The sequence below is a fragment of the Paraglaciecola sp. T6c genome (genome assembly GCF_000014225.1).
GTDB classification, from domain to species: Bacteria; Pseudomonadota; Gammaproteobacteria; order Enterobacterales; family Alteromonadaceae; genus Paraglaciecola; species Paraglaciecola atlantica_A.
In genome coordinates, this window is sequence record NC_008228.1 from 492,114 (window position 1) to 509,791 (window position 17,678).

13 protein-coding genes are annotated in these 17,678 nt (G+C 45.1%); 7 read left to right on the top strand and 6 right to left on the bottom strand.

The window, feature by feature from the left end; genetic code table 11:
* Positions 1-10 precede the first annotated feature (10 nt).
* Entirely contained in the window at positions 11-1,750 is a 1,740-nt protein-coding gene (locus tag PATL_RS02160) for a DEAD/DEAH box helicase (protein WP_011573345.1), read from the bottom strand.
* A gap of 555 nt (positions 1,751-2,305) precedes the next feature.
* Here PATL_RS02160 and prsT point away from each other — a divergent pair.
* On the top strand, positions 2,306-5,047 hold the full coding sequence (gene prsT, locus PATL_RS02165) for an XrtA/PEP-CTERM system TPR-repeat protein PrsT (RefSeq protein WP_041714188.1): 2,742 nt from the start codon (positions 2,306-2,308) through the stop codon (positions 5,045-5,047).
* 97 nt (positions 5,048-5,144) lie between these two features.
* Here the strand turns inward: prsT and trxC are convergent, their stop codons facing one another.
* Together trxC and PATL_RS02175 are read right to left on the bottom strand one after the other, a co-directional pair.
* On the bottom strand, positions 5,145-5,573 hold the full coding sequence (trxC, locus tag PATL_RS02170) for a thioredoxin TrxC (RefSeq protein ID WP_011573347.1): 429 nt from the start codon (positions 5,571-5,573) through the stop codon (positions 5,145-5,147).
* Positions 5,574-6,422 (bottom strand): ion transporter, encoded by an 849-nt coding sequence (locus tag PATL_RS02175; RefSeq protein WP_011573348.1) that lies wholly within the window; start codon positions 6,420-6,422, stop codon positions 5,574-5,576.
* 376 nt (positions 6,423-6,798) lie between these two features.
* Here PATL_RS02175 and PATL_RS02180 point away from each other — a divergent pair, with 376 nt between their 5' ends.
* The 5 genes from PATL_RS02180 (at position 6,799) to PATL_RS02200 (ending at position 12,577) form a co-directional block, all read left to right on the top strand.
* A complete protein-coding gene (locus PATL_RS02180; RefSeq protein WP_301547051.1) occupies positions 6,799-7,437 on the top strand; it encodes a biliverdin-producing heme oxygenase in 639 nt (212 codons plus the stop codon).
* Positions 7,434-9,833: an ATP-binding protein gene (locus tag PATL_RS02185; protein ID WP_011573350.1), complete on the top strand. Its 2,400-nt coding sequence runs from the start codon at positions 7,434-7,436 to the stop codon at positions 9,831-9,833. Before PATL_RS02180 ends, PATL_RS02185 begins: the two co-directional genes overlap by 4 nt.
* Positions 9,834-10,041: 208 nt before the next feature.
* Positions 10,042-10,494 carry a response regulator gene (locus PATL_RS02190; protein ID WP_011573351.1) on the top strand — a complete coding sequence of 151 codons (453 nt, stop codon included), beginning with the start codon at positions 10,042-10,044 and terminating at the stop codon, positions 10,492-10,494.
* Between the two features lie 316 nt (positions 10,495-10,810).
* The gene (locus PATL_RS02195; RefSeq protein WP_011573352.1) at positions 10,811-11,971 is read left to right on the top strand and encodes an iron-containing alcohol dehydrogenase; all 1,161 of its coding nucleotides are present in this window, start codon (positions 10,811-10,813) and stop codon (positions 11,969-11,971) included.
* A 138-nt stretch (positions 11,972-12,109) separates the two neighbouring features.
* A complete protein-coding gene (locus PATL_RS02200) occupies positions 12,110-12,577 on the top strand; it encodes an acyl-CoA thioesterase (RefSeq protein ID WP_011573353.1) in 468 nt (155 codons plus the stop codon).
* Positions 12,578-12,673: 96 nt separating this feature from the next.
* Here PATL_RS02200 and PATL_RS02205 read toward each other — a convergent pair whose 3' ends face one another.
* Together PATL_RS02205 and fdxA are read right to left on the bottom strand one after the other, a co-directional pair.
* Positions 12,674-13,861 carry a hydroxymethylglutaryl-CoA reductase gene (locus PATL_RS02205; RefSeq protein WP_011573354.1) on the bottom strand — a complete coding sequence of 396 codons (1,188 nt, stop codon included), beginning with the start codon at positions 13,859-13,861 and terminating at the stop codon, positions 12,674-12,676.
* Between the two features lie 156 nt (positions 13,862-14,017).
* The gene (gene fdxA / locus PATL_RS02210; RefSeq protein WP_011573355.1) at positions 14,018-14,341 is read right to left on the bottom strand and encodes a ferredoxin FdxA; all 324 of its coding nucleotides are present in this window, start codon (positions 14,339-14,341) and stop codon (positions 14,018-14,020) included.
* 220 nt (positions 14,342-14,561) lie between these two features.
* Between fdxA and PATL_RS02215 the strand changes: the two genes are divergently transcribed.
* Positions 14,562-16,175 carry an NAD(P)/FAD-dependent oxidoreductase gene (locus PATL_RS02215; RefSeq protein WP_011573356.1) on the top strand — a complete coding sequence of 538 codons (1,614 nt, stop codon included), beginning with the start codon at positions 14,562-14,564 and terminating at the stop codon, positions 16,173-16,175.
* Positions 16,176-16,245: 70 nt separating this feature from the next.
* Here PATL_RS02215 and tolC read toward each other — a convergent pair whose 3' ends face one another.
* Positions 16,246-17,556, bottom strand: a complete 1,311-nt coding sequence (gene tolC, locus PATL_RS02220; RefSeq protein WP_011573357.1) for an outer membrane channel protein TolC — start codon at positions 17,554-17,556, stop codon at positions 16,246-16,248.
* Positions 17,557-17,678: the final 122 nt, after the last annotated feature.

Here is a 17,678-nt window from a genome sequence, read left to right on the forward strand (position 1 = left end):
CAGGCTTAGCTTATTCAGGCTTACCACGACGACGTGGAGGCTGATCTGACCATTCACGCATGTTCAAACGCTGACCGGCAACACGGGTTTTTTGCAATGTATCTTGCGTTGCACGAGGCATATTTTTCGGCAAATCAACGGTACTGAAGTTATCGTAAATCTCGATAGCACCAATATTTTTACTGCTGATGTTTGCTTCATTAGCGATCGCGCCAACGATGTTGCCAGGCTTAGCGCCATGAGTATGACCTACTTCGATACGGTAGCGCTGCATGCCTTCTTCTGGCGTACTGCTTTTGCGAGCACGTTGTGGTCTGTCACCACCGCGGTCACCGCCACGCTCACGACCACGTCCACCGCGATCATCACGACCACCACGGTCATTTCTGTCACCACGAGGAGGGGCAGAGTTCAGGTCAGGACGGTCGCCTTCTTTCAGAATAAGCGGCTCGTCACCTTGAGCAATCTTAGCTAATGCAGCCATAATCACTTCTGGTGCGGCTTCGGTTTCTGCTTGAATTGACTCAACGATAGGGATCAATGTCTCAATGCTGCTGTCACCGATCGCTTCAATCACGCTGCTTTTGAAGCGGCTCAAACGCGTTTCATTTAGCTGAGAGATTGATGGGATTGGCATAGGATCAATCGATTGACGTGTAGCACGCTCGATTGAGAACAACATGCGCTTCTCACGATGTGAGATGAACAGTATTGCATCACCTTGACGACCAGCACGGCCAGTACGACCAATACGGTGAACGTAAGATTCTGTATCGTAAGGCACGTCGTAGTTGATAACGTGACTTACACGTTCAACGTCAAGGCCACGTGCAACAACGTCTGTTGCTACAAGAATATCAATTTTACCGCGCTTCAAACGTTCAACAGTACGTTCACGTGAGTTTTGCGGAATGTCACCGTTAAGAGGCTCAACAGCGTAGCCACGAGCAGACAATTTCTCAGAAAGCTCCATGGTTGCGGTTTTAGTACGTACGAAAATAATCACTGCATCAAACTCTTCCACTTCCATAATACGGGTAAGGGCTTCAAGTTTGTGATGGCCAGCCACCTGGCAGTAACGCTGTTTGATGGTGCTAGCGGTAGCAACTTTAGATTCGATTTTAACTTGTTTAGGATCGCTCAAGTAACGCTTAGTAATTTTGCGGATTGGATCAGGCATAGTCGCTGAGAACAACGCAGTTTGGCGCTCTGCTGGTGCGTGGCTCAAAATCCACTCAACGTCATCGATGAAACCCATGCGTAGCATTTCGTCGGCTTCGTCTAATACCAAGAACTTAAGGTTATCTAATTTCAACGTGCCTTTTTTGATGTGGTCGATTACACGACCAGGCGTGCCGACTACAACCTGTGCACCACGTCTTAGTTGGCGAATTTGGTTGTCGTAAGATGAGCCACCGTAAATAGGTAATACGTTAAGTTTACGAGAGAAACTAGCGTATACCTGAAAGGCTTCAGCTACCTGAATCGCTAATTCGCGAGTCGGTGCCAAAACTAATAATTGAGTGTTGCTGTTGTTAGCATCCACGTTTGCAAGCATTGGCAATGCGAATGCTGCTGTTTTACCCGTACCGGTTTGCGCAGTACCAAGAAGATCGTGACCTTCCATGATTAGCGGAATACATTGAGCTTGGATTGGGGTTGGTTTTTCGTAACCTACTTTTTCTAAAGCTTGAAGCAATTCGGCAGGTAGGTTGAGGTCTTTAAAAGTCAATTCGACAGTGTCAGTCATTAATTATCCCTAGTTAGAAACACGCAGGATTAACTTAGATTTCACAGTCAAATTCTAAAACAAACCAGCGTGGATACACAAAAGAAGTATTATATGAGAAATCGCGTCTATACACCACGTTAGGCCGCGTTTTATTTAAACTAATCTGTATTTATTGAATATCTCTGATGAACTTGTTATCAATGCGTTAACGCAATGAAAAATAACCATTAAAAAAGTGCAGAATTGTCACGAATTTAAAATAAAACTGACATGTTTAATGGTGTCGCTTACGGTAACAAATACTCAGTGAATAAAATTCCGGGTGAAAAATTACTCTTAGGTGATTCTGGCGGAGTTAAACCGTTAAGCAAAGTCGAGTATAACTGAAAATAATTGCGTTGAAATTGCAACGATTGGCCGTTTCACTACACCAAGTGTTCAAGTAAGATAATTTTGTCGCATTTGCACGCTCAAAGGTTTCAGGCATAACACACTACCCGTTGCGCATGGTGACAAGCTGCAATGTCGCGGTAAGTAAAAGAGTGAAGAACCAGGATATGGATGATGAATAAAATGAGAAAAACGATAATCGCACTATCACTAGGGATGTTGATCAGTTGTGGGCAGCAAACTAGTGAAGAACATATCCAAGCCGCGCAAGAATTTATCGCGCAAAATGACAGTGCTTCGGCGATTATCTCGTTGAAAACCGCCGTACAATTAGCCCCTAAATCGCCAGAAGCGCGCTTTGAATTGGGTAAAGTTTACCTTGACGAAAAGCAATTTGAGAGTGCTGAAAAAGAACTCAGTCGCGCATTAGAATATGGTTACGATGGGGCTAAGGTGCTGCCGTTGCTGACCCGCGCCTACCAACGAACCGGCGCCTATGCGGCTATCAGTGAAATGGAAGATAACAACGTCGACCTGAGTAATGAGGACAAAGCGGAAATTGGTTATTTCAAAATCGTATCTTTAGTGCGATTAAATAAGCCCGATGATGCGCGCGCGATCATCGCTGATCAGTCGCAGTTACAGACAGATTCCGTATTCAAGTCACTGAGCCAAGCTTATAAAGACATACTTGATAAAGATTATCCTCTGGCGCTGCAAAGCCTTAGCAATATCAAAGATAGCCACCCTGATCATCCTGAAGTCCTTAAACTTTTGGCGCAACTGCATTTAAGCTTGGGCGACCCGAAAGCGGCGGCTCAAGCGTTTGACCGATATGTGTCTTTGTATCCCGATGATTTACAGACCACCTTTGTGCTTGCCAAACTGTGGGTAGATTTAGGGGAAACGGCAAAAGCGGAACCCTACCTCGATCAGTTATTGGCCGTGAATGCTAAGAATGGTTTGCTCAATCAACTTAAAGCGGCTGCACGAATAGCGGATAAAGACTATGGAGAGGCCCAGAAATACGCTGAGCTAGGTATTCAAAATGGTATGAATGATCCTTCGCTACGTTTAATAGCAGGTTATGCCGCATACCAGCAAAAAGATTTTGAGGCCGCTCAGCAGCACCTTTCATTAGTGGCTAGCAGTTTGCCTAGCAACCATCCTGGTTTGCGTTTACTGGCTGCTAGCCAATTACAGCTGGGCTTGAATGCTGAGGCGGGGGATGTGCTGGAGCGCATGGAGCAAATCAACGAGCAAGATGCGCAACTGTTTTCAAAAGCCAGTTATGAATTATTGCGTCAGGGAAATGTAAAAGACGCCCAAGAGCTAGTAGAGAAATCTTCCAGTATCAGTACCACGGCAGAAGACCTCACACGTTTAGGTTTGCTTAAACTCTCGCTGAATAATCTTGATGGTATCGTTAATCTAGAAGAGGCACTGGAAAAGTCACCTGAACTTGAGAGTGCTAAAAAAACACTCGCTACTGCCTACATCACCACTAAGCAATATGACAAAGCCCTAGAATTGGCGCAGCAATGGAAAGCTGAAGATGCCAATGACATCAGCGCGTATTTGCTGGCTGGCGAAGTGTTCAGTAAACAGCAAGATCTAAGCAATGCGAAAGCCGAGTTTGAGCAGGTGATGCGCATTGACCCTGAACACAAAGGCGCAGCGCTGGGCTTGGTCAACATCGCTATTACCGAAAAAGATGTGGTTCGAGCGCAATCAGGCTTAACGGCTTTGCTTAATCGTTTTCCTGATTATACGCCAGCATTGGCGACGGCTTATCTGTTTAATAAACAGCAAGGTAAAACACAGCAAGGTATTGAGGTTATTGAGAGCGCGCTGAACAAGGCGCCTGACAATCAAGAGCTGAGTATGTTGTATGCCCGTGTATTGCTGCTTGAAAAGCAATATGACCAGGCACTGCAACAGTTCGTTAAATTTGATCAAAATGAATCTTTGCCACCTGCTTATTGGCAGGGGAAAGGCCAAGCGCTGATTCGTTCAGGTGATTTGCAGGGCGCACAGGATCATTATGACAAGTGGTTGAGCATTGCCCCGAACGACAAACAAGCCGTCGTGGGCAAGTTACTCCTGCTGGACAACACGGGCAAATTTGCCGAAGGCGTCAAGTTAAGCGAAGGTTTCTTAGCGGTGCGCAACGACACTCAAATGCAATTGCTTAACACGCATTTCTTATTGATGAATAAAGATATGGACGCAGGAAGGAAGGCCTACGAGGCAATACCGCAAGAGCTAAAAAGTATGCCCATTGTAAAGGGCTTTCGAGCACGTTTACTGATTGTTGATGGTGATTTTGAGCAAGCCGAGCCAAATGCTCATGCTGCCTATGAAGGTTTACCAAATGGCAGAAATCTAGTCTTGTGGGTGTTTACCCTTGAGCGATTAAATAAAAAAGAGCAAGCACTGAGTGCGATTAAAGCCCATTTAAACGTATCACCGAACGACGGTGCTGCTTTAATGATGTTGGCCGAAAGGCAAATTAATAGTGGTGATGACGAAGCTGTTGCTAGCTATCAAACCTTATTACAGAAAAACCCTAACAACTTTGTTGCACTGAATAATTTAGCCTATTTGTATCTACAGCAAAATCAGCTAGACAAAGCCCTGGAATACGCTGAAAGCGCGGTAAAACAGCGCCCTGATAATGCTGCCGCAGTAGATACCTATGCCCAAGTGTTGGTGGCTAAGGAAGAATACCGAAAAGCAGTGAAACAATACGATGCGGTTGTGAATGACAAAATGCGCAATGAAGAGATTTATCTCAATTACGTGGAAGCACTTTTCCTCGAGGGCAGCACGTTGCTAGGCAAACGCAAGCTGGAACAACGTGAAATGAAAACTGAGGAAAATATTGCTCGCCAAGCTCAATTGAAAGCCAAATACGCCGATTAATCAACAACCTATAATCCGCTTTTACTAAAAAAAAAAGCCCGTAACGGAAACACGTCACGGGCTTTTTTATAGCGCTAAATGGCCAATGGTAAGCTGGCTAACATTTTTGTACGGCTTGCACTATCCACTGCTTTAATTGCGCTTCACCTAAAGCCCCTGAAATACGATCGATTTCTTTGCCTTGATGAAACAAAATCAACGTCGGAATACTACGGATACCGGCTTCACTACTGATCTGCTGAGCTTGCTCGGTATTTAACTGGGCGAATAATACGCTATCCGTTTGGTTGGCTAATTTGGCAAATACAGGAGCAAAGCTTTTGCACGGACCGCACCAACTGGCCCAAAAGTCGACCAGAACCGGCAAGTGGTTTCGCTCAATGTAGCGATAAAATTGATGCTGGGTGAGCTGGCACGGTTGATGGGTATGCAGCTTCTGCTGGCACTTACCACAATTAGCCTGGGTATGATCCTTGCTCTCAGGGACGTTGTTAATGGCATAACAATGGGGACATACGATATGCATTTATTCTTTCTCCTGTTTCATAGTATGTGGAGACAACTGCTTAACCTGAAGCTGTAAATCTTTGATATGCACCAGCAAATCACTAAGCGTCGGCTCTTCTTCTAAATCGTGCTCAGCAGCATCTTCTTTGGCCTTTTGTTTGCGCGCCAATTCATTCTCCTGCTCCATTACACTGACGACTATGCCAATAACCATATTCAAAAAAGCAAAGGCGGTGAAGAAAATAAAGGTCAGATAGAACACCCAACTCAATGGGTAAACTTCCATTGTTTCATACATGACATCGGTCCAATCTTCGAACGTCATGACTCTAAACAAGGTCAATAATGAAATGGCGATATCCCCCCAAAGGTCTGGATTAATGCTCTCAAATAAGGTGCTACCTATCGCTGCATAGATATAAAAGATGATGAACATCAGTAGCATAACGTAACCAAGTTGAGGCAAGGCTTTTACCAAAGAGACTAAAAGTATGCGTAACTCAGGGATGATAGAAATCATCCGCAATACCCTAAATACTCTGACCAGACGAGCGATAACGGCCAAATCAGCGTCTTCAGCGGGGATAAGGCTGACAATAACGATCAAGGTATCGAATATATTCCAGAAGTTCTTAAAGAAATCCCGCTTTCGCTCTTCAGCTAAAAACCGAATGGTAATTTCAGTTAAGAAGAACGCGCTGATAAACCAATCTAAAAACTGTGTCACGTGGTACATGGTCACGGACATTTCATAGGTTTTCGCGCCCACTAACAGGGCGGAAAATATGATCACCGAAATCACAAAAATCTCGAACAGCTTGTTCGAACGAATACGAATAAATTTGGCTTGTAGGGATAAAGCGTTCATGGACTCACGAAGTTTATAAAAAATCGTCGATAGAATATTGGATTCTGCTCTGCTGTCAATTGAGGATTGGTATGTGAATGTGTATAAACCAGAGCGTAATGCATGAAGTGCAAACCAAACGTGATATTCTGATAAAAGCATCGAAAATAACTTTTTGTTAGATTAAATAACTAAAAATAATTCGAAATTCCAAATAAATGACAAGACATTATTCCGCGACGCGATAAATAAGCGAGGTCGCTGAACTCGTCTTGCACCTTGCAAATTTCTAGCGCAGAAGCTTTGTCACGAGGGAGGCTTTTCAGTCAGAAATGAAGCTCAATATAAATACAGGATTGTTGCGCGAAGCAAACAAGACACGAGTATCAGTAATATGATGAATACCCAAGCGGAAGCTATATCCATAGGTCATCTTCTTAAAACTAGCACCCAGGGCCTGCACAGAGAAGTGGAAGGCAGATTGTCAAAAATTTTATTTCACCGTGATTTGAGTGCGCAGGTATATTTGCAGGTATTGATGGCCATGCAAGCGGCTTATGTCTCAATGGAGCGAGCACTGCTTACTTTCCCTGAGTCTAAAGCAGCCTATAAAAACCGCAGTAAGCAAGCATTTATCAACAACGATATCGCTTATATGAAACAGACGCTGTTGGATCTTGAGCATGACATTCCAATGCGCGCCAGTAAGAAAGACGATTTAAGCCAAAATGTTAAACCGAACGTTGAATTGCACTCGACAGCTCAGGCGATGGGTATGATGTATGTTCTGGAAGGTGCAACCTTAGGCGGTGAACATATTCAGGCCCGATTAACTCGACACGATTGGTTAGATACTCATCACGGCGTAGCCTTTTTCAATAGCTATCAAGAGCAACGAATGGTGCGCTGGGGCGAATTTTTAACTGTATTGCAGCAATACTACCTGCGGAATCCTGATGTTTGTGATGAAATCATGCAAGGCGCAGAATTAGCATTCGAATATATTCATGATTGTTTGGAGGGAATAAGCCTGTGAATAAACCGTTTGATGTGACACTGGATAATTGTCATAAAGAGCCCATCCATATCCCAGGTTCGATTCAACCTCATGGCTATCTATTACTGTTTGAGCCAGAAACACTGATATTACAGTATTGCAGTGAAAACGTGGCGGACTTAATGCAATGCTCGCTAGACGCGTTACTTGGGCAGTCATTGGATTCAATATTTGACCGCGAATTCGCCACAAAGGTAAAGGCGCTCGATTTCGATAAAGGCTTTCACGAGGTTAACCCACAGCAAACGACACCGATTGCCGCGCTCGCTCAAGCGCTGAACTCTAATACCACGGGGCCGGTGACTGACGCGCAAGCCGAGAGTATCAAAACACAATCAACTTACAATGCCATACTGAGCTTACACGACGACCTATTGGCCATTGAATTAGAGCCCGCGTTATCTGCTAGTTCAAGTTCGTTTAATCCCGTTAAAAATTTAATTAATCTATCGCTTAATGACTTGGCCCAAAGCCAAGACTTAAATAACGTTTTTGCTTATTCAGTTAACGAAATTCGCAAAGTTACTGGGTTTGATCGCGTCATGTTGTATAAGTTTGATGCGGACTATAACGGTGAAGTTGTTGCTGAGGCTAAAAAGCCTGAGTTGAACTCCTTTTTAAAACAGCACTTTCCTGAGTCAGATATACCAAAGCAGGCGAGGGAGCTGTACGTTAAAAACCCCATTAGACTGCTTGCTGATGTTAACGCCAAGCAGTCTATGTTGTACCCAAATGATCGGCCTGTTGACTTGAGTAAGGTGACGCTGCGCAGTGTGTCACCTATTCATTGTCAGTATTTACGTAACATGGGGGTGAATGCCTCTATGTCGATCAGCATAGTGGTGTCGGGCAAGTTGTGGGGGCTAATTGCATGTCATCACTATCGCTCTCATGTAGTGCCGTTTGAAACGCGTGAAGTGGCTTTATACATGGGGTTGATGTTGTCTTATTTGATTTCATTAAAAGTACAAGCTGATGCTGAGCACCGTGATTCGGCGGTGTTATCGTTAAATGCGTCGATCACCGCAAAAATGGCTGAGCGTATTTTCTTTACAGATGGTTTGCGTGAAGAAACAGACAATCTGATGCGTATGATGAACGCATCAGGCGTGGCCTGGCGACTAGAAGAAGACATAGAATGCTTTGGCAAAACCCCCAGCCCTGATCGCATAGAAGCGCTTTTTAACTGGGCGACATCAACCAAGTTAGTCACAGATACGATTTACCATACAAAGACCTTAGGTAAAGATAACCCTGACTTTATGGATATCAGTGACGTTGCCAGTGGCGTATTCATCTTGTCTGTCTCCTCTGTTAGTAACTTATTCTTGATATGGTTTAGGCAAGAGGTTGAACAAACCAAAGATTGGGGAGGGAAACCTGAAAAAACGATCGAGTTTTTAGATGATGGCAGCCATAGGCTGATGCCGCGAAGTTCTTTTCGTTTATGGCGTGAAAATGTCAAAAACCAATCGTTAGCCTGGGAAGCGGTAGAGTTATCCAGCGCTTTGAAATTCCGAGACACGATAGTGAACTATGTGTTGTCAAAATCGGAGCGTCTTGAGTTACTAAACGAAGCGTTAGAGCACAAAGTAGCTGTGCGTACCGACGAACTAAAAAAAGAAATTGCTAATAAAGAAAAAATGCAAGATGAGTTAGTGGAAGCCTTAGCCGCCTCTGAAGAATCTAACCGTGAGCTAGAGCGTTTTGCATTTGTTGCCTCACACGACCTTCAAGAGCCGCTTCGTAAAATTCAGTCGTTTGGTGGGCGTATTCAGCAAACAGAGGCCACGTTAAGCGATAGAGGCCATGATTATCTAACCAAGATGATGAACTCAGCAGAAAGAATGCAGGCGCTGATTAAAGGCGTGCTGAGCTTTTCACGTATCCACAGATCTAATGACGAGTTTGTTCCTTTGAATTTTGATGACATTATTGAAGATGTGATCATGGATTTAGAAGTGTTGGTGACAGAGCAAAAGGCAGCTTTCTCAATCGATCATATTGGCACAGTGTACGGAGATAAAAACCAGCTTCGCCGTGTGGCGCAAAATATCATTCAGAACGCCCTAAAATTCACTAAAGAGGACGTCCCTCCGCACATTGTTATTGCCCTTAACGATAAAGACGAAGACTTTGTCACCATTGAATTTAAAGACAATGGCGTTGGATTTGCAAAAACGCATGAGCAAAAAATATTTGGTTTGTTTGAGCGTTTACACTCAAAAGCTGAGTATTCAGGGACTGGTCTAGGCTTAGCGATATGCAAAAAAATTATTAATCGACATCAGGGGAAAATTTGGGCTGAGTCTCAATTTGGTCAAGGCGCGTCATTTTTTATTACGTTGCCAATAAGATCAGAAGCAGTAGAATAATATTACGCTTTTAACTTATCTTAGACTAACCGGCTGTGATATTATTAGCCGTTAGTTTTTTTACGTGGTTTCAGGCATAGCAAGCGATTTATCATGCTTAAACTTGGGTCATAGGTACGATGCTTTTGCATTATAAATATTAGAATTACACGGACGGTCACTCAGGTTGAACCGTTACCATTCTAAAGTACAGAAGGTTGTGTTTAGTGTGAATAAAGATTCTGGTGTGATATCTAAAAAGCTCAGGGCAGTGAATTATATTCTGGTCGCGGATGACGACTTGGACGATCAAGAGTTGATTCAAGATGCATTAGCTGACAACGCAATAGGGACAGACAAACTGCGCTTCGTGAATGACGGAGAGGAGCTGACACGCTTTTTAGCCGATGCGAAAACGTTGCCTAGTATCATTCTATTAGATTTAAATATGCCGCGAAAATCGGGCCGGGAAGCATTAGACGATATTAAGCAAAATCCGTCTTTTAAGCATATCCCTGTGGTGATGTTTACCACCTCTGACTCTGACATCGATATTAAAGAATGTCATATGCTGGGGTGTAATGCATATTTAACGAAACCTAATAATTACTTAGATTTAGTGGGCTCGATGAAAGACTTAGTTAGCTTTTGGTTCTTTCAAGCGCAAATACTGCACGATTAAATCCATGTTACATATGCCTGGTGCACGCGCTCAGGCATATTCTATTGCTGTTCAACACGTTACTTTTCTTTGGTCTACTTCTTCCGTTCTTTTAATAGCCAACTTTTTATCTTAGCCCTGTAGTTAGTTACCGTGAGGCAACTGGCATCAGTTACTACGAACCATCCGTCACTAATCATCTTCACCGATAGCACGTCATCTTTAACTCGTTATCTATAACGAGTGCTGAGCTAAATGTATCACTACGATAAAGCATGAGGCTAAAACTTCTCTGCTAGCATCTTTATATTCAATTTCAGCCTTAAGGTTGGCAGTGATGCATACAAACAATGACTTTGAGTTCAAAACCGTAGGCGATATCCGTTTTGGGGTGAATGCGGCTTTGTCTTTACCTGCACTGTTGATATCCCGCTTTGATGCAAAATCGATTCTCGTCATTACTGATAAAGGTTTATTAAACGCAGGTGTGCTTGATCCTGTTTTCGCTGAACTGGATGTGGCTGGCATAACATTCTCAGTGTTTGATGGCGTGCAGGCTGACCCACCAGAAGCCATTATTTTGGCGGCAGCTGAACAAGCGAAAAAAGCCGAAGTGGTGATTGGTATTGGCGGCGGCAGCTCTATGGACAGCGCTAAACTCGCTGCTGTGTTGGCTATGGAGCAACAAAACCTTGCCGACATGTACGGAGTCGATTTAGTCACGTCTCAGCGTAAACCATTGGTATTGATACCTACTACCGCAGGAACAGGCTCAGAAGTTACCCCTATCTCAATTGTCACCACGGGTGAATCAACCAAGGCTGGTGTGGTATCACCGGTTTTATACCCCGATGTGGCGTTGCTTGACCCTTGTCTAACGGTGGGGTTACCAGCACATATCACGGCAGAAACGGGCGTCGACGCTATGGTGCACGCCATTGAAGCTTTCACCAGCAAACATAAGAAAAACCCGTTATCAGATAATCTCGCGATAAAAGCATTGCAATTGTTGTCGACCCATCTTCCTCGTTGCTATGTAAACGGTAAAGACTTAGATCACAGAGGCGCTACGCTATTGGGCGCCATGCTCGCAGGGCAGGCATTCGCTAACTCCCCAGTGGCGGCCGTGCACGCGTTGGCCTATCCATTAGGCGGTATTTATCATATGGCTCACGGTTTAACGAATGCACTTATGCTGCCTCACGTGATGCGTTTCAACTTGGCACACGCAGAGCAAGAATATGCCCAGTTAGGTGTAGTCGTTAACCCTCAATTAGCTGGGCTTAGCGTGAGGGAGCAAGCACTGGGTTTTATTGAATATATGCAGCAGTTTTGTCACGACCTTGGCATCACCAAGCGACTAAGAGATTACGGTATTGAGCAAGCTGCGCTAACGGATTTAGCCAACGCGGCCATGCTGCAAACGCGATTGTTAACCAATAATCCGCGAACGGTTACGTTTGATGATGCTCTCGCGTTATATCAAGAGGCGTGGTGAGAATAATTCAGAGTAAGCGATAGCCTATAATTTTGACGCTAGGTACTGCAGTAAATACGTCAATAAGTGGCTTAATAAGCACAGTGCAAATGGCCGTCGCGTTAAGTGGTATCAACAACAAAAAATGGAGTCATACTGATGACAACGTCGACGACAGATAAAAAATCCCCCCCTACGCGTAGCGACTTTCGATACTTCGACACAATTGACACTCGTTGGTCGGACAATGATGTGTACGGTCATGTGAATAATGTCGCTTATTACAGTTTCTTCGACACTGTGGTAAATCGCTTACTGATCGATAACGGATGGCTACATCTTGATGGCCAAGGTCCGATTGGTTTGGTCGTTGAAACCCGCTGCCAATATTATGCGTCGGTAAGCTACCCAGCTGTGCTAGATATCGGCTTAACGGTGTTGAAACTAGGTAACAGCTCGGTGGTGTATCAATTAGCGGTATTTTCAGAGGGCAGTGAGCAGGCGAGTGCCGTTGGGCAATTTGTGCATGTTTACGTGGACCGTCCGTCACATATGCCTACGCCTTTACCTACGGACTTGCGCGCTGGGCTAAGTCATTATTTAGTGGGTGGTGACGAGCCGGAATAAACGGCTTCGCTGGCGCTCGCCGGTCGGGGATTAGTAAAGAGCCATCAAAGCGCTATGTACGCGCTTTAAATGAACTTACTGTCTATACCCGCTAACTTAGCGATTACGCCCTAGGGCATCATGACTGGTCACCCAGTCGCCTGCTAACACGGCGGCACTTAATGACAGCTCTCCTGCAAGTACGGTAGCGCCGATAATCTCTGCAAGTTTGCGTGCTTTACCTTCACCGAAGCAATCCATCATTTCTAAGCATTCTTTTTGTGTGGCAAGGGCAGTACCGCCACCAAAGGTCGCAACAATCAAAGAGGGCAGGGTAATAGCGATATAAAAGTTACCTTGCTCATCTACGTCCACAAACGATAAAGCGGCGGATGATTCTGCCACATTGGCGGCATCTTGGCCGCAGGCGATAAACATGGCAGTAATTCCGTTAGCCGAATGGGAGCCATTATTTATAGAGCCGGCCATAAAACTGCCCATATTGGATATTTGACGCATTTTAAACAGCATTTGTGCTGATACACCCAGTTTTGACTCTAAAATCTCACTGCTGATGGTTGCCTCAGCAATCACCCGCTTGCCGCGACTGTGAAGGGTATTCAGCTGGGAGTGTTTTTTGTCGGTATCCATGGCACCAGACAAGTTATAGCGCTGCAAGCCGACCCCAGGGAAGTTTGCTTTCATCCATTCGCAAGCCGCAAACGTGGCTTTGCCCACCATATTTTGCCCAGCAGCATCACCGGTTGTGAAATTAAACCGTAAATATTGCATGCGCGCGGCAGCGTACTGTTCGATGTTACGTAGTTTTCCCACGCTGGTGGTGGTTTCGGCTTGTGCTTTTATGTCCTCGAAATTGTCGGTTACCCAATTGCCAAAAGTTTGCGCTTGACGGGCATCTTCAAAAATAAACACTGGGGCACGCTGCATGACATCATCGACAACTGTCACTTTTACGCCACCAGCGGCGCTGAGGACCCGCATGCCGCGGTTGTAACTAGCGACCAAGGTGCCCTCTGTGGTAGCAAGTGGCACGTAGAACTCACCCTTCGCATATTCGCCATTGACCTTAACTGGCCCTGCTAAGCCGATGGGCACTTGGGCAACACCGATGAAATTTTCAATATTGCCCGCGGTTTGCTCTGGGCTTAAGGAGTAATGCCCCACATGACTAAGCTCGCTTTGGGTGTGTTCTTTTACAAATGTTCGGCGCTGCTGTGCCATATTCTGGCTATGATCGTGCTCTTTATCACGAGGAATGGAAGGTGCTGCTTTATTATCTGACATGGGCGAAATCGACTTTGTAGATAGAAGGTGTATCTACAATTATCAACAAAGCTTGGGACAGTGAAATGATTATGCTTAATTAATGTGCAATAGTTTTAGTGATAACAGGTTCAAACAAAGTGTGAGTGAGAGACATCCTCTTGTGGTGTTGACTAATCAGGTTTCTAAATACTCAATTTTATTAGGCACGCCGTCCCATTCTTTTGCATCAGCAGGAGGCGGAATGACTTCGATAATATTCGGCCAAATTTTCGATAATTCCGCGTTGAGCTCGTTAAAGGCTTCTTGGCCGGGTGGCAACTTATCATCCTGAAATATGGCTTTGGCAGGGCATTCTGGCTCGCATAACGCGCAATCGATACATATGTCGGGGTCGATCACCAAAAAATTGGGCCCTTCGAAGAAAGCATCCACTGGGCATACGGCAACACAATCGGTGTATTTGCATTTTATACAGTTGTCGGTGACTACAAATGTCATGGGCACAGTCTTGGTTAATCGATAATGGCGCCGATCATACTTATCAGCCGTATAAATACAAGATGCCAAGGTAGATGAAGGCTGATGTGACGCCTAGAGGCTGTTCATGCACGGAATATATTATCTAATAAACCAGACAGGCGAGCGCGCATGGCTTAAAATACTCGGCTTATTGTTTTTATCTGGGCTGTGTCCCTGCGTTTACCTTTTGGATATCTCTATGCTGCGTTTAACTGATATAAAATTGCCCCTTGATCACCAAGATGCTGATCTCACCCAAGCGATACTTGATAAATTAGGATGCGGCGCAGAGCAGTTAACCCAAGTTTCTGTATTTAAACGTGGTTTTGATGCGCGGAATAAGTTTGATATCCAACTGATTTACACCTTAGACGTGGACGTTGCTGAGCAAGAGGCCCTACTCGCTAAGTTTGAGAACGATCCCCACGTCAGATTATCACCAGATACCCGTTATAAATTTGTGGGTCATGCACCTGAGGCACTAACTGAGCGTCCAGTCGTAATCGGTCTTGGACCTTGCGGCTTGTTTGCAGGCCTATTGTTAGCGCAAATGGGCTTTAAGCCCATTATTTTAGAGCGCGGTAAAGAAGTCCGTGAGCGAACTAAAGACACGTTCGGCTTTTGGCGTAAAAAGCCGCTTAATACTGAATCAAATGTACAGTTCGGCGAAGGCGGCGCAGGCACATTTTCAGACGGCAAATTGTACAGCCAAGTGAAAGATCGCAAGCATTACGGGCGCAAAGTGCTTACCGAGTTTGTTGATGCCGGCGCACCCGATGAAATTATGTATGTAAGTAAACCGCATATCGGTACGTTTAAGCTGGTGGCAATGGTTGAGCGCATGCGTGCACAAATTATTGAACTAGGCGGCGAGATTCGCTTTAGTACCCGAGTCGATGACGTGCATATTGAGCAAGGTCAGTTGACGGGCTTGAGCTTATCAACGGGGGAACATTTATCGTGTCGCCATGCTGTATTAGCTGTGGGGCATAGTGCTCGAGACACGTTTAAAATGCTGTATGAGCGTGACGTATATATAGAAGCCAAACCTTTTTCCGTCGGCTTTAGAATAGAGCACGAGCAATCCATGATCGATGAATGTCGCTTCGGCCCAAGTGCCGGTCACCCTATTCTGGGCGCGGCAGATTACAAACTGGTGCACCATTGTAAGAATGGCCGTGCGGTATACAGTTTTTGTATGTGCCCTGGCGGCACCGTTGTTGCAGCGGCCTCAGAAGAGGGCCGTGTGGTAACCAATGGCATGAGCCAATATTCTCGCCACGAGCGCAACGCAAATAGCGCCATAGTCGTAGGCATTGAGCCCAACAAAGATTTTCCTGGGCATCCTTTGGCGGGCATTGATTTGCAGCGCAAACTTGAAGAGCAAGCCTATGCTCTGGGCGGCAGCAATTACGATGCTCCAGCGCAGCTGATTGGCGATTTTTTGACAGGAAAAGCATCGGCAGAGCTAGGGGATGTGAAACCCTCTTATACGCCAGGGGTAAAACTTACGGACTTATCCAAGGTTTTACCGGACTATGCTATCAGCGCTATTCGTGAAGCTATTCCCGCGTTTGATAAGCAAATTAAAGGCTTTGCCAAAGCAGATGGTTTGTTAACTGGGGTCGAAACGCGTACCTCATCGCCTATTTCCATTAAGCGTGGCGCTGATTTCCAGAGTGTAAATGTTAATGGGCTCTATCCTGCAGGTGAAGGCGCTGGGTACGCCGGTGGGATTTTATCTGCCGGTATTGATGGCATTAAAGTGGCTGAAGCGGTGGCGCTGTCCATGTTAGCAAGCAGTCACGCGTAGCGTTAAACGAACACAAAAAAAGCAGCCTGAGCTGCTTTTTTATGCGAAGTGCAATGTAAACCAGTACGCGTTATTTAATTTGCGCAGATAAACCTTGGTTAATGTCTGTTACGTCTTCGATGGATAACGTACCAGCGGCTAATTTCAGGTTGAGCGTGCTAACAACATAACCGTATCGAGCACTTGATAGGTTACGACGGGCATCAAACAAGTTACGTGTGCTGTCCAGTACATCAACAATAGTACGGGTACCCACATCAAAGCCGGCTTCTGTGGCTTTTAATGCACTCTGGGCAGATACGACTGCCTGCTCAAACGCCTTAATACGTGAAATGGCGGCTTTTATGTCATTGTAGTTTGAGCGCACGTTGCGGATAACTGAGCGGTGAATACGTTCGCGGTCTTCGCTGGTGGCAACAAATCTGTGTTTTGCAGAGTCGACATTGGCAGATACTCGGCCACCAGTATACAAAGGCACGTCGACAGATAACGTCACACCATAGGTATTAAAACGGTCACTACCACCTGCACCAGGGTTAATAGCGAAACCATCGGTGTCATTACTATTGGCACTACCGCTTATGCCGACAGTTGGGTAGTGCCCAGCACGAGCACTCTTAATATCAAACTTAGCGATATCCACACTGGCATTGGATACCAGTAATTCCAAATTTCGCTGCTCAGCAGTTTTTAGCCAATCGTTGACGTTCGCTGGGGTTGGCAAGCTGGCAGAGAACTGCTCAGTATTGAGCACATTCAAGTCTGGATAATAGACGCCTGTAATTTCGCGTAAAGCTTCAAGATTGGTTTCAACTGCGTTTTCGGCACTGATTTCGGCTGCAACTGAAGTATCGTACTGTGCTTGTGCTTCGTGCACATCAGTAATGGCAGTCAAACCCACTTCAAAGCGTTGCTTAGTTTGTTCAAGTTGGCGAGCAATGGCGCGTTTTTCGGCGCGAGCAAACGCTAAATCATCTTGGGCTTGAAGAGTATCAAAATAAGCACTAACCGTGCGTAAAATAAGGTTTTGCATCGTTAGCGCAAGGCTAGCATCTGATTGACTCGCAACAAGCTCTGCGCGATCTAAACCAACCCAAAGCGAACGATCATAGATAGTTTGTGATAAATTCACTGTAACGTCATTAGTTGAACGGTCTAAATCGCCATAGGTTTCTGCTGCCTGCAAGCTCAATGATACTTGGGGTAACAAGCCTGCGCGGCTGATTTCGATATCAGAAAAAGCCGCTTCTCTGTTTGCTTTTGATTGCAAGGTGGCTGGATCGTTTTGTAATGCTTGCTGATATACGCTTAGTAAGTCGTCAGCAAATGCGTTATTCGATACGCCAAAGCCAATCAATAGCGAAAGAAGTGTTTTTTTCATGTGTGTTCCTTGATGAATTTTACTGGTGGCATCGAGACCATTATTTTTTAGATTTACTATATGTCGCATTCTAAGACGCTAAAGTTTAAATACATTCAGCGTGAACACGAAACATCCAGACG